Source organism: Pedobacter sp. G11 (assembly GCF_003860265.1).
In the GTDB taxonomy this organism is placed as follows: domain Bacteria; phylum Bacteroidota; class Bacteroidia; order Sphingobacteriales; family Sphingobacteriaceae; genus Pedobacter; species Pedobacter agri.
This window is the reverse complement of sequence record NZ_CP034190.1, coordinates 369,839-381,939: the sequence shown is the minus strand read 5'-3', so window position 1 is coordinate 381,939 and position 12,101 is coordinate 369,839. Positions and strand designations below refer to the sequence as shown.

At 40.2% G+C, this 12,101-nt stretch carries 14 protein-coding genes; 11 read left to right on the top strand and 3 right to left on the bottom strand.

Features of this window, described 5'->3' with window-relative positions; translation table 11 throughout:
* The first annotated feature begins 18 nt into the window (after positions 1-18).
* From traJ to EA772_RS01555, 6 genes are all read left to right on the top strand, one after another.
* The gene (gene traJ / locus EA772_RS01580) at positions 19-1,230 is read left to right on the top strand and encodes a conjugative transposon protein TraJ (protein WP_124910942.1); all 1,212 of its coding nucleotides are present in this window, start codon (positions 19-21) and stop codon (positions 1,228-1,230) included.
* A gap of 12 nt (positions 1,231-1,242) precedes the next feature.
* Positions 1,243-1,857, top strand: coding sequence for a conjugative transposon protein TraK (gene traK / locus EA772_RS01575; protein WP_124910941.1), 615 nt, complete (start codon positions 1,243-1,245; stop codon positions 1,855-1,857).
* A 3-nt stretch (positions 1,858-1,860) separates the two neighbouring features.
* A complete protein-coding gene (locus EA772_RS01570) occupies positions 1,861-2,070 on the top strand; it encodes a hypothetical protein (protein ID WP_124910940.1) in 210 nt (69 codons plus the stop codon).
* A gap of 18 nt (positions 2,071-2,088) precedes the next feature.
* Entirely contained in the window at positions 2,089-3,138 is a 1,050-nt protein-coding gene (gene traM, locus EA772_RS01565; protein ID WP_246834021.1) for a conjugative transposon protein TraM, read from the top strand.
* A gap of 131 nt (positions 3,139-3,269) precedes the next feature.
* The gene (locus EA772_RS01560) at positions 3,270-4,247 is read left to right on the top strand and encodes a hypothetical protein (RefSeq protein ID WP_124910939.1); all 978 of its coding nucleotides are present in this window, start codon (positions 3,270-3,272) and stop codon (positions 4,245-4,247) included.
* 86 nt (positions 4,248-4,333) lie between these two features.
* Positions 4,334-4,513 carry a histone H1 gene (locus EA772_RS01555; protein ID WP_124910938.1) on the top strand — a complete coding sequence of 60 codons (180 nt, stop codon included), beginning with the start codon at positions 4,334-4,336 and terminating at the stop codon, positions 4,511-4,513.
* Positions 4,514-4,628: 115 nt separating this feature from the next.
* Here the strand turns inward: EA772_RS01555 and EA772_RS01550 are convergent, their stop codons facing one another.
* The 3 genes from EA772_RS01550 to EA772_RS01540 all read right to left on the bottom strand — a co-directional run bounded on the left by EA772_RS01550 (position 4,629) and on the right by EA772_RS01540 (position 7,155).
* Positions 4,629-5,333, bottom strand: coding sequence for an SOS response-associated peptidase (locus EA772_RS01550; protein ID WP_124910937.1), 705 nt, complete (start codon positions 5,331-5,333; stop codon positions 4,629-4,631).
* Positions 5,334-5,486: 153 nt separating this feature from the next.
* On the bottom strand, positions 5,487-6,731 hold the full coding sequence (locus EA772_RS01545; protein WP_124910936.1) for a Y-family DNA polymerase: 1,245 nt from the start codon (positions 6,729-6,731) through the stop codon (positions 5,487-5,489).
* The gene (locus EA772_RS01540) at positions 6,709-7,155 is read right to left on the bottom strand and encodes a LexA family transcriptional regulator (protein WP_124910935.1); all 447 of its coding nucleotides are present in this window, start codon (positions 7,153-7,155) and stop codon (positions 6,709-6,711) included. Before EA772_RS01540 ends, EA772_RS01545 begins: the two co-directional genes overlap by 23 nt.
* A gap of 323 nt (positions 7,156-7,478) precedes the next feature.
* Between EA772_RS01540 and EA772_RS01535 the strand changes: the two genes are divergently transcribed.
* The 5 genes from EA772_RS01535 (at position 7,479) to EA772_RS01515 (ending at position 12,097) form a co-directional block, all read left to right on the top strand.
* Positions 7,479-7,934 (top strand): RadC family protein, encoded by a 456-nt coding sequence (locus EA772_RS01535; RefSeq protein ID WP_124910934.1) that lies wholly within the window; start codon positions 7,479-7,481, stop codon positions 7,932-7,934.
* Positions 7,935-8,480: 546 nt separating this feature from the next.
* Positions 8,481-9,062 (top strand): hypothetical protein, encoded by a 582-nt coding sequence (locus EA772_RS01530; protein WP_124910933.1) that lies wholly within the window; start codon positions 8,481-8,483, stop codon positions 9,060-9,062.
* A gap of 187 nt (positions 9,063-9,249) precedes the next feature.
* Entirely contained in the window at positions 9,250-9,429 is a 180-nt protein-coding gene (locus tag EA772_RS01525; protein ID WP_124910932.1) for a hypothetical protein, read from the top strand.
* A 989-nt stretch (positions 9,430-10,418) separates the two neighbouring features.
* Positions 10,419-11,219, top strand: coding sequence for a hypothetical protein (locus EA772_RS01520; RefSeq protein ID WP_124910931.1), 801 nt, complete (start codon positions 10,419-10,421; stop codon positions 11,217-11,219).
* A complete protein-coding gene (locus EA772_RS01515) occupies positions 11,216-12,097 on the top strand; it encodes a hypothetical protein (protein WP_124910930.1) in 882 nt (293 codons plus the stop codon). Before EA772_RS01520 ends, EA772_RS01515 begins: the two co-directional genes overlap by 4 nt.
* Positions 12,098-12,101 lie beyond the last annotated feature (4 nt).

The window sequence follows — 12,101 nt, the reverse complement described above, 5'->3', positions numbered from 1 at the left end:
CAATCAAAATTTAAGGATATGGAAAAAATATATAGTCCCTTTTTTAAGGGGACAGGCTTGGCCCTTGTCTTGTTTATGCTTCCAGAACTGGTATTTGGACAGGGGATTGCGGGCGAACTCGCTGGCATGCAACCCGTACTGGAAAAGGTATATGATGATATGGTGCCACTCTGCTCCAGGCTAATTGATGTGGCCAGGGGGTTAGCCGGATTTGGAGCACTTTGGTACATCTCAAGCCGGGTATGGCGGCAGATTGCCGCAGCGGAACCCATTGATTTTTACCCCTTGCTTCGCCCATTTGCGCTTGGTTTATGTATCATGATGTTTCCTGCGGTACTGGGGATTATGAACGGGGTATTAAAACCTACTGTGATAGCGACCGGCGCCTTGGTTGCCGATAGTAACCTTGCTATTGAAAGATTGCTGAAAATTAAAGAGGCTGCTATCAAAAAGTCTAAAAACTGGCAGATGTATGTTGGTGAAAGCGGGCAGGGGGATAGCGATAAATGGTATAAATACACGCATCCTTCTGATCCCGGACGAGAGGATGAATCCTTTCTCGACGGATTAGGGAATTCGATGCAATTCTGGATGGAAAAACAAAGCTATAACCTGCGCAATTCCATCAAATCCTGGTTAAAGGAAGTGCTGGAGGTGCTTTATGCCGCGGCGTCCCTTTGTATCAACACCATCCGAACTTTTTTCCTGATCGTACTTGCCATTCTAGGACCTTTAGTCTTTGGTTTTGCGGTCTTTGACGGGTTCCAGCAAACCTTGAGCGTTTGGCTCGCCCGATATATCAATATTTTTCTCTGGCTCCCCATTGCCAATATCTTCGGAAGCATTCTGGGGAAAATCCAGGAGAATATGATTAAAGTGGATCTGGCCCAGATTGAGGCGCAGGGTGATACTTTCTTTTCCGCCACGGATACCGCTTACCTCGTATTCCTCATTATCGGAATCGTAGGCTATTTCTCCGTACCAAACGTGGCCAATTATGTCGTGCATGCAGGTGGTGGAAACACTATTCTCACCAAGGTAAACTCCATGGTGATCGCTGCACCCCGGTCAGGAGCAAATGCTGCAATGGGGGCTGGTGGAATGGTTGCCGATGCCTTAGGGGATAGTGCCCGTATGCAGTCACAAAGCTACGCCACCGCTTCGCAGGGCGATTATTTTCCTGATCAGAACAGCCATCAAAAGGATAAGATATCTGGTAAATCCGCTTAAAAATTGAAACTTATGTTTACACAATTCAAAAACATCGACACTGCTTTTAGCCATATCAAACGCTTTAGCATCTTTCTTATCATTGCCTGCACAATGATTTCGGGCTTTGCGATTTATAAGGGCTTTGACGCCGCAGCCAGGGCAAGGGCTACCGTTTATATTCTTGCCAACGGCAAGGTACTGGAGGCCGTTTCTGCTGATCGTAAGGACAACATTGCTGTAGAGGTAAGGGATCACATTAAGATGTTTCACCATTACTTTTTTACGCTGGACCCTGATGAAAAAGTGATTCAAGCCAATATATCCTCCGCGCTGAACCTGGCAGATGAAAGCGCTAAAAAGGCATACGATAACCTCAAAGAGAAAGGCTATTTTAACAACCTGATCGCCGCAAATATCTCCCAGCAGATTGTTATTGATAGCACTTCGCTTGATCTCGCTGATTACCCATACCGCTTCAAATGCTATGCTACCCAGAAACTGATCAGGGCAACTTCAACGCTCACCCGTAAGCTCATTACCGCCGGTACCTTAAGGAATGTTTCCCGCTCAGATAACAACCCGCATGGTTTTCTGATCCAGCACTGGGAAACGCTTGATAATCATGATGAACCTTTAAATCCATAGCAAATGGAAAAGCAATCAAATATCGAAGGAAACAAACCCACGCTAGTTGCGGGTTTGCGCAAAAAAATGCTGTCAAGGCAAAGGAAATTGGCAGACCATCTCAATTCGAAATGCCGGGAAATTTCATTAAAAGTGCTCTTGGCTATGCTGATTAGTTTCACGACCCTAATGAGTGCTTTATTACTAAAGCTTATCATCAGCGCTATTTATTAACGATTTAACCTATAAAATATGAATAACAAAAAAATCAGGGACAAAAGAAAAATCCTGCTCGTCTTACCCATACTGATCATGCCATTTCTTTCCCTTGGCTTCTACGCACTGGGTGGTGGAAAAAACTTTCAGAATAAGCCCGTAGAAAATGCAGGCATCAATGCCTCACTTCCCAACGCCAGCTTTGGCAAGGAAAAGCAGACCGATAAAATGGAGATCTATCAGCGCACGCAGCATGACTCCTCCAGCACAAATGCTGGACATTTGGAAGAAGTAGCAGGCCGATTTGGATTTAGTACGACACCAACACCAGATCCGACTAAGGATATTAACCTTAAACTGCAACAATTAAATGCACAGCTCAATGCGCCCGCTAATATCAGAGACTTGTCGGCTGCACGTGAGCGAAATATAAAAGTCCCGGGAATGGGCAGCGATGTTGACAGGCTTGAAAAATTGATGTCCTCCATGCAAGCAGGCAACGGTGAAGACCAGGAAATGAAGCAGCTTTCCGGTATGCTGGAAAAGGTGCTGGATATTCAGCACCCTGATCGTGTGCGTGATGCCTATATCAAACAGGTCACTGCAGCGCCGGAGGAAAAATTCGCTGCCATTCCAGCCCAGGTTGCTGCAAAGCAAACCCTTACGCAAGGCGCAGTGCTTAAACTGATGCTTACTGACACCGTGACCATTAACGGAATGCTAATTCCAAAGGGGCACGAGATCTTTGGACTTTGCAACCTGACCAACCAGCGGTTACTGGTCGATATTAAAACCATCAGAATTCATAACAATATCGTTCCGGTTGACCTGTCTATCTATAGCCTTGATGGGATTAAGGGAATTGCTGCACCAGATGCCATCGTAGATAACGCAATATCAGGCGGAGCGGATGATGCAGTGCGGAGTCTGCAGTTGCTCACTATGGATCAGTCAATAGGAACTCAAGTTGCTGGCGCAGGTATAGATGCTGCCAAAGGACTTTTTTCCAAAAAGGTAAGGCGGGTGAAAATGAAAGTGAAGGCAGGGTTTCCCATCCTGCTTCGGAACAACCAAGTTAGCAGGTAACATAAGCTTTGATATCGGTTGAGTGAAGGCTATTGATCATAAATGAACATTTAGGCTTCTAGAGCCATAATCGCTATCTCATAGAAAATTAATGCGTGGAAGCGCAAATCGTAAACCATAAAACAGTAATCATGAATTTAAACAACTTAGAAAATCTCAAGTCTGAGATGAAAGCACTTGGCTTTAGTAAGGAGCTGCAGGAAAAAATGGAAGACAATATGAAAGCTAATCTTCCTGAATTTGTTTTGAAGGACCAGATCAACGGATATAAAGGGCAAATTGACCTTAATCTTTATTTTAAGCAATCCGGCCAATCCGAAAATTACTATTTGAATAAATATGATGTGGCACTTAATGAAGGCAAACCCTTAGAGGCTGGTCAAAAGTATCTGGTGATCTCTCCTAGCGAAACGGCTGGGAAAAATAATGTTTTTAAAAGAGAAAATGTAGCTGAAGCCATTGAGGTGTTTAAAAAGCATACCGGAAATGCCGAGCTTTCCGTGGGCAAAGATGCTGCCCATAAAACCAGGCTGGCCACCATGGAAGAAGGAAAGATTAACTATGTGGACAAGGAATTCGGAAGGATTTTTCGCAATCCGCCATTGCCACAAACCATCTGGGTAGAAAGAGGGAAAGGTTTCACCGCTTCCCAATCTGTTAACCTGATTGAAGGCAGGGCAGTATATCGTGAGGATATGCTTACCCAGGGCGGATTGCCTTATAAAGCCTGGATGAAGCTTGATCTCGACGGGCCGCGTGATCGCCACATGAATTTCAATATGAACCAATATCATGATCCATCTTACGGATTTAATTTAAAAGAGGTGCTTGATAAATTCAATATCAAAGAACTGGAGAATCCAAAGGAAAGAGAAAAACTGGAAGCCCAATTGAAAAACGGTGATCGCGCATCTATAACTGTAGAAAAAAATGGGGAGCAGGTGAAGTTGCAGGTGGAAGCAGTGCCGCGTTATTCGCAGCTGAATATGTTTGCCGGAAATGGTAGAGCTGAGAAAAGGGAACAGTTCCTTAAGGAAACATCTATCAATAAGGCTGTAACAAAATCAAAGGGGAAAGAGGTTTCTGCCAATCAGGGCTTGGGCGTTTAAGCGCTTTTTGTATTTTAGCGGTTTGTATTTGAACTAATAGTAAATTTAATAAACGCTGATAACTTTAGTCAGCAAAAGAAACAGTTATGGAAAAGTTTGAAAAAGTAAAAGAACTGGTATCGGCAATTGAAGCTGATGCAACTAAATTTTATGATGGTGGCAATGGCGCTGCAGGTACACGTGTCCGTAAAGCGATGCAAGATCTTAAAGTTTTGGCTCAGGAAATCAGAGCAGAGGTAACAGAAAAGAAAAATAGCGCAAAATAAAAAGCTCGCTGTTTTGGGAAATTCTAAGAGTCCCGGCTATTGGCCGGGACTTTTTATATTGATCTGCATATTTTTCTTATTCCTTCACAGGTGTCTAAAGACCTTCAAATTGGAATTAAACATCATCATCGGTATTTAAAGGAAGCAATAAATCCGAATCATTGTTTGGCTTTTTTGTCGTCGACACTGCGTTTACCCTTTTACTTACCTTTACTCTTTTCATCAGTTCGGCAGGGAAAGTATCCAATACAGTCATTTTCGTGGCTAAAGGTAGGGTCTTGCTCAACCATATTTCTTCCTCGGCTTTGGTAAGTATCACAGGCATACGTTTTTTGGCGTGAATTTCTGCCACCAGGGGATTCGCCTCAGTAGTCAGGATACCATAGGTACGAAACTTCTCATTGGTTTCCGGATCGACCCATTGCGACCACAAACCTGCAAAACAGAACAATTTTCTATCCTTAACTGTAAAACGATAAGGCTGCTTATCGCCCTTACCTAATTCTTTCCACTCGTAAAAGCTATCGGCCATGACCAGGCAAGTTTTATGATTGACCAAAAGTGGACGCCACAATACACTGTCCATCGCTGTTTCACTTTTAATATTCCAAGTATCGCGCGTAAGTCTAAGGCTGTCGGCGAAATAAGGTACAATGCCAAAGGCCATTTGTTGAATGATGTCGGGCTCGTCTGCTGTGATTACTAAGCCTTTCTGTGTAATGGCGAGGTTATAATTAGGTGTCCACTCTCCTTGAATTTGGTGTGGATGCGTTTTGAGTATTTCCTTTTCCTCAGCGGTTAAAGTATATCTTGCACACATAATAATGATAGGTAGTTTTTTGTTAATACAACAACCTGATCATTAAGAGGGTTTTATTTCTTCTTTTTTCCTTTTGGCTTATCTTTGATCTGATTTAAGGTAGCTGCCTCTTTCAATAAATATTCTTTTAATAAATTCAGTAATAATTTCATATCATTTAACTTTAATAATGTCGTTCCAGTTTGTCGTATAACACGGGCTTAAAAACTGTCTTTTCATTGTCCACTTTTGTTCCATGCCTTCTCCGGCCATTTTCAATGTTCCGGCCCCATAATGCATGTTGACCTGATCCAGCACCCGTGAAATTTTATCATGTTTTATACCCTTAAACTCGCTGAACATGTTCAACTGAACTTCCTTTTCCGGAATCAGACCAGTGGCTGTCACCTCAACCTTTTGAAAAAGATAACCACGCCTGTAAATCTTTTTAAGGCCATGTAGTGCAACTCTTACCAAGTCAAGCGTGTTATTAACCGGGTGTTCCAGTGGAATAGTGATGGCAGGATAGGCCTGTGCTGCTTCAGGCCCAAATTTATTAGTTAATAACCGTACAGAAATTACACTGGTACAAAGTTTCTCCCTTCGAAGTTTAGTGCCCAATCTGGCAGCATAGCTGGATGTCGCTTCCTTCAGTTCAGTGTAATCGGTCGTGAGTTTGCCAAATGCCCTGCTGGTACACATTCCCTTTTTTGGATCCAGAACGGTTTTGAGTGGCAGGCAACTTTCACCCCATAGCTCGCGCCACATTCTTAGGCCGACAATGGTCATGTTTGATTGTACCCAATCCATCGGCAGGTTTCTAAACTGCGCCGCAGTTTCAATCCCGTCCCTGATCAACTTATGACTGAACTGCCTGCCTATGCCCCAAAGATCTTCTACCGGATAATCAGCCAATGCATCGGAAATTTGTTCAGGTGTTTCCAAAACCATGACCCCATTGAACTTCTTTGAGGTTTTGTTGGCTACCTTCGCTAAAACCTTGGTAGGGGCAATGCCTACACTGATCGGGATGCCGGTGTTATAAATCACCGTTTCTCTGATCTCCTTGCCATATTCATTAAGATTTTGAATACCGCTTAATCCTAGAAAACACTCATCAATGCTATACACCTCTACATCGGGTGTAAACCTGGCCAAATTAGTCATTACCCTTGCGCTGATATCGCCATATAAGGTGTAGTGGCTGCTGAAAACTGCAATATGATGCTTTTTAATTTCGTCGCGTATCTTAAAATAGGGGGCACCCATTCGTATGCCGCAGGCTTTAGCTTCATTACTCCTGGCAATAACGCATCCATCGTTGTTACTTAATACCACAACAGGTAAACCGTTATATTTAGGTTCAAACAGCCTGTGGCAGCTGGCATAAAAATTATTACAATCTGCCAGTGCGAACATGAGTTTGATTTGAATGTGGTAAACACGTCCAGGTTACGGCACCAAATACAGTAATATTCTTGCCTGTAACATTTAAGCAGGCATCCATACTATCATTTAAACACAAAAAAGTATTCTCCCCTTTAATTAGAAGTTTCCTGGTTAGCCATTCCTCATCCACGCTACATACAATTAGCATCCCAGATGAAATCTTTACCGATTTATCGACAATAATGATGCTGCCTTTCATGATACCATAGTAACGCATTTGATCATCATCCGCTTCAAAATAAAAAGTATTGGTTGGATCCTTTACAATCCTTTGTGCGATATGTAACCGTCGTTGTTTATAATCCTCTGCAGGAGAAATAAATCCTGAAACCCGACCTGGGTTATCCAATGTGTCGATTAATTCATTCTTCGGTATCTCTAATTCTCTTATCATAAGCTAACATTTAATAAATCAAAAATACTAAAAATATTAGCAAAATAAGTTTTAGTTATTAACATGCATTACCTATTGTAATCAGGAGGTCTTATTAGCATTAAAACAGTTCTGGGCAATCTTCAGAAGCTACAAATCCATGTTGAGACAGGTCAAAGGGAATCATTTAATCATTTGCAAATTTAGGTTTGCTTTCCGGCACACGACTGAAATTCCGGCATAAACCCGCCTGTTTCCATACCCGCTTTTCCATTTATTCCGTTGCTTCAATCGCTTTGGCGGAACTCAAACCAGTTGAGGCACCATAATTAAATCAGAATATTATGGAAAACTTATTTTATCAGCTTGCTGAAATAGAAATCAGCTACAAACCCAAATTCAAAGTACTAGAACGTCCTCAGATAGATTGCTCGAATAAAGCTTACGACATACTGATGAGTAATTGGGATCTGGACAAGATCGAGCTTGTTGAAGAGTTCAAAATCATTTTATTAAACCGGAGGAATAGGGTACTCGGCATCGTGAATATATCTCAAGGTGGAATGTCTGGGACGGTAGCCGATCCAAAGATAATATTTGCTGTTGCACTGAAAGCCTGTGCAAGTGGGATCATTCTCTCTCACAGCCATCCTTCTGGCGAATCGAGCCCAAGTGAGGCAGATATCAGATTAACAAAGAAGCTTACCGAAGCAGGGAAATTGCTTGATCTTCATATACTCGATCACATCATTGTTTGTGCTGATGAATATTATAGTTTCAAAGATGAGGGAATGATTTGATCGCTAAGCTCCTGCAATGGATTGTAGGAGCTTATTTTTTATTCATTTTTTGCTCATTATCTAACCAAGGAATGTTTTTTCTTTTCATAAAGGGAATGGAACTGGACCAGGATTCCATAGTAGTATTATTCATGCTGATATCTGGTGAAAACAAACACCGCTTGCGCTTTCTGCTTTTTTGAAATCAATAAAAAAACCTATAGGCGTTTTGAATAGCAAATTTCTGAACAATCCGTTTGCCGGCAAGACCATTCCCTAAAGGGTTTGCTGAAAAAAAATCTTCCTTTCTCGCTGCGCTTGAAAGCGTATTTGTTTTTCGCAAAGTCTTGTCTTGCAAACTGGATGGTATCAAGGAGAGGTGGCTTAGCAAAAAGCCAGGAGGCTCCTGCCGACTGATTTTGAAACGTAATATAATCAAGCCATGAACCTATTAAAAAACAGAAGCCCACCGATCCGATGCCTGCACTAATAAGCGCACACGGGAAACTTATCCCATACAAGGAAGATCATTAAAACAATTTACAAGAAGTATTAAAATTAAAGACCATGAAAAATCAAAGTATTAATAACATCCATGCAAAGGCAGAATTCTTGGATATCAAAGACGCCAAGAACCCATTTTATCAACCTTTGGCAGGCAAGGCAAAATTAAATGACAATAATAAATCCCTGCAAGGAGATCAAAGGAACAAAAAAGAAAGCGCAGCTGACTTGCAAATCGAGAATATAAAAGAATTTATCGAAATGCCAAAGCTCCAGAATGCTGTCTCCCAGTTACCAGCGATTAGCGAAGGAAGGGACGAACCGAAAACAACCGACGGAAAACCAGCATTAAATTTAGAAAGTACCTTAAAATTGGTGGAGGAACTTCACCGGCGAATGGTGCAAAGAGGTAGACTGGTTCACACCATTGACAATCTTGATAAATTTGAGATTGAGCAAAAACAAGAAGCCGAAGACAACACTTCAAACTATTACCAGGGCTGTGAACTCGAAATCACAGACGACAAGCGGAATAAGTTTTCAACAAAAAATCCAGTGATTATAAAAGCTGTTGCGCTATTTGTACGTGACTTATGCACAAATCGTCTCGCTGAAATCGAAGCTGAAATTATACTACCCGGATAATTGATTTATATCCTGTCCATTTGGGCAGGGTGTAACCAAAATTCTAATGCAGCATATAACACATTATTAAACTACCTGAAGATTTTGTATCCGGAAGGATATGTCAAAAACCTGCAGAAAATAAAATACACAGTACTTGATAACTTAACACACCTAATTTCTCACACTATATCCTAATAAAATTACCATGAAAACTGAAGAGCTATTTTTTATCATCCGTATCGAGGTACAGACAGGGCACGAAAATATTAATGATACCCTACAAGAAATGGAAAAACAATCCCGCTTTCTAATGACTGATACGCCCAGTGTGAAAGTGATGAATGCAGAAATCCTAACAACAAAAATGAGGAACAAAAACAACTAAAAAATTCCACACAGCCTGCATTACAACTAATGGACACATAAACGCAGTATCTTTTTAGTAAAACAAAAATATAGCCCAGCATCGTCACAATTATCGAATATTGTCCAGCCAGCATGGCGCATTAGAATTTGCAGGTTTGAACTGTACCGTTGAAAAGTGTCCGCATTTTGCTCGTAGGAATTTAAACTTTTACTATCTCAATGCACAGTCACGTGGAATAGAGCCACTCTTGGGTGTCAATAATTACGCTAATGGTTTGCCCAGCGGAATTACACCTGGCAGAGACATCGGCGCGAGGGTAAATATGCGCAAACCATTTTCTCAGGCCCCACCTTGACAAATTTTAATTTTTTGTAAGTATCTAAAATAAATCGACAAATTTAACTTAGCATTGGTGGAAGGGGTCAACTAACTGTGATTTATCTAATTAGGGTATCTTTTTTGGTTTAATCATTAGATTGCTATCATTCGTCATCTAAATTCTATAGTTCGTCAAATAACTCTTATTAATTCGTTAATAGGAAATATATTCGTAACCAATAGATAATTATAACTTCCTCGACTTATAAACTTGTGTTTCCAAGTGTATTTAAATCCTTTTTATGTTAAAAGAACGCTTTTTAAATAGCAATTAATCCAAAATGAAAACAAACAATTTTAGTATTGGTAGTTATCGAAATGTTATTGTCATTTGTCGAACCGCACTCATTTACATAATTGCTTTTTTGAACTTCTTCCAATCTAATATTCTCAGATTTAACTTTAATGCCGTAAAAGTATCTGCTTTAAATAGATTGTTGATCGTTAGTAGCTTATGCAGAGATTCCCAATTTGAGCATTCGTTTGTATGAAAGCAAATTGAAGGTGTAATTATGCTTCTTTATAATGTACCATTGCTCTAAGTATAAAGTGTATAAAGAAGAATGTATGTGGAAATTGCCGATAGATTTAATCATATAAACACAATTCCAAATTTTTAAAGTAAAATCATGAACGTTAAGTATATTTTGATTGTTTGCACAATTTTTTCTGCTATTATGACAAGGGCACAGAACACCTTTCCAACAACAGGATATGTTGGCATTGGTACACTTTCCCCTGTAGGTTATGTGGATATTTTCTCCATACATAATACCACTATTAGCCCCTTAATTTCTCTGAGGTCCAATTTTCACATTACTGGAAATTATGGGATGATCAGATTTGGAGATTATACACAAACAACTGACTATCAAAAAGGGGCTTTAATATATGAAAGCGTATCTGGATCTGCAAGAGGAAAGTTCCATATCGCCATGGAAAATACAGATAGTCCGGGAAGTGTGAATTTAGCTGATGCAAGATTGACTGTACTTTCTGATGGAAATGTAGGTATAGGGACTACTTCACCGAAGGAAAAGCTTTCTGTAATGGGGAAGATTAGAGCTCAGGAGGTCAAAATAGAGATGAATAACTGGCCGGATTATGTTTTTACCAACGATTATCCCTTAATTACGCTCACTAAATTGCGAGACTATATTAACATAAATCATCACTTACCGGATATTCCATCGGCTGTCGAAGCCTCAGAACATGGTATTTCATTAGGGGATATGACAAAGAAACTTTTAGGCAAAATTGAAGAACTTACTTTGTATGCCATTAATCAAGATGAAGATATTCAAATGCTAATTAAAGAAAATTCCCTTCTTATGAAAAATCAAAAAGATCAACTGGCATTGTTTAAGGAATTTCAAACTCAAATCGAAAAAATAAAGATATCCTCATACCCTAAAAAGTCAAAGAAATGATGAAAAGAACAATTCTTATTTTATTTTTAAATATCGCTTCAATTTACGTATACGCTCAGTTAGGGGCGTTACAAGGAAATTCATTTGAAATTTCAAATATAGGTGGCTCAACTATGGCTAATAACTTAATGAATAAGAAGTGGCTTTATAGAAACAATAATGGTAATGATTGGTATACAGCCTCTGTTCACGACGGAATTTCTGTAGACATATCTTTTCTTACACCACAATTAGATACCAGAACGTGGTGGGAGCGAAACCCGATGACAGGTGCTCATAGTTGGGGTGATATGGGGCAGACCATGATGTCTTTAATAGGAGGTAATCTTGGAATAGGTACTTCCTCACCAACATCTAAGTTACAGGTTGAAGGATCCGTTGATGTTAAATATAATAGTGTAGACGGCTATTGGTTAAAGCATAGCGATTTGGGAGGAAATATCATTGCTGGACTTAAAAGAGAAGGGAATAATCTTTTAATTAGAGCATTTGACGGAATCGGATTCTCAGTGGGCAATAATGAGACCAAGGCATTAACTTTAGCTGCGGATGGGAACATGGGCATAGGCACTGCGTCTCCCAAAGAAAAGCTAAGTGTAAATGGTAATATTAGGGCTAAGGAAGTTAAAGTGGAAGCTAATAATTGGCCGGATTATGTATTCGCTCCTGATTATGAATTGAGATCATTAAAAAGTATATCTGCTTATATAAAAGATAATCAGCATTTGCCGGAAGTTCCGAGTGCTAAGGATATCGCTGAAAATGGCATTTCCTTAGGTGAGATGAATAAAATACTGTTAAAAAAAATAGAAGAACTTACGCTACACATCATTGTGCTCAGTGAAAAAGTAGAAAAAATGGAAAATCGTGCTAAATAATAAT

Excerpts from the sequence above, each read along its gene's own strand:
- traJ (WP_124910942.1), top strand. The coding sequence starts at position 19 with ATGGAAAAAATATATAGTCCCTTTTTTAAGGGGACAGGCTTGGCCCTT.
- traK (WP_124910941.1), top strand. The coding sequence starts at position 1,243 with ATGTTTACACAATTCAAAAACATCGACACTGCTTTTAGCCATATCAAA.
- EA772_RS01570 (WP_124910940.1), top strand. The coding sequence starts at position 1,861 with ATGGAAAAGCAATCAAATATCGAAGGAAACAAACCCACGCTAGTTGCG.
- traM (WP_246834021.1), top strand. The coding sequence starts at position 2,089 with ATGAATAACAAAAAAATCAGGGACAAAAGAAAAATCCTGCTCGTCTTA.
- EA772_RS01560 (WP_124910939.1), top strand. The coding sequence starts at position 3,270 with ATGAATTTAAACAACTTAGAAAATCTCAAGTCTGAGATGAAAGCACTT.
- EA772_RS01555 (WP_124910938.1), top strand. The coding sequence starts at position 4,334 with ATGGAAAAGTTTGAAAAAGTAAAAGAACTGGTATCGGCAATTGAAGCT.
- EA772_RS01550 (WP_124910937.1), bottom strand. The coding sequence starts at position 5,333 with ATGTGTGCAAGATATACTTTAACCGCTGAGGAAAAGGAAATACTCAAA.
- EA772_RS01545 (WP_124910936.1), bottom strand. The coding sequence starts at position 6,731 with ATGTTCGCACTGGCAGATTGTAATAATTTTTATGCCAGCTGCCACAGG.
- EA772_RS01540 (WP_124910935.1), bottom strand. The coding sequence starts at position 7,155 with ATGATAAGAGAATTAGAGATACCGAAGAATGAATTAATCGACACATTG.
- EA772_RS01535 (WP_124910934.1), top strand. The coding sequence starts at position 7,479 with ATGGAAAACTTATTTTATCAGCTTGCTGAAATAGAAATCAGCTACAAA.
- EA772_RS01530 (WP_124910933.1), top strand. The coding sequence starts at position 8,481 with ATGAAAAATCAAAGTATTAATAACATCCATGCAAAGGCAGAATTCTTG.
- EA772_RS01525 (WP_124910932.1), top strand. The coding sequence starts at position 9,250 with ATGAAAACTGAAGAGCTATTTTTTATCATCCGTATCGAGGTACAGACA.
- EA772_RS01520 (WP_124910931.1), top strand. The coding sequence starts at position 10,419 with ATGAACGTTAAGTATATTTTGATTGTTTGCACAATTTTTTCTGCTATT.
- EA772_RS01515 (WP_124910930.1), top strand. The coding sequence starts at position 11,216 with ATGATGAAAAGAACAATTCTTATTTTATTTTTAAATATCGCTTCAATT.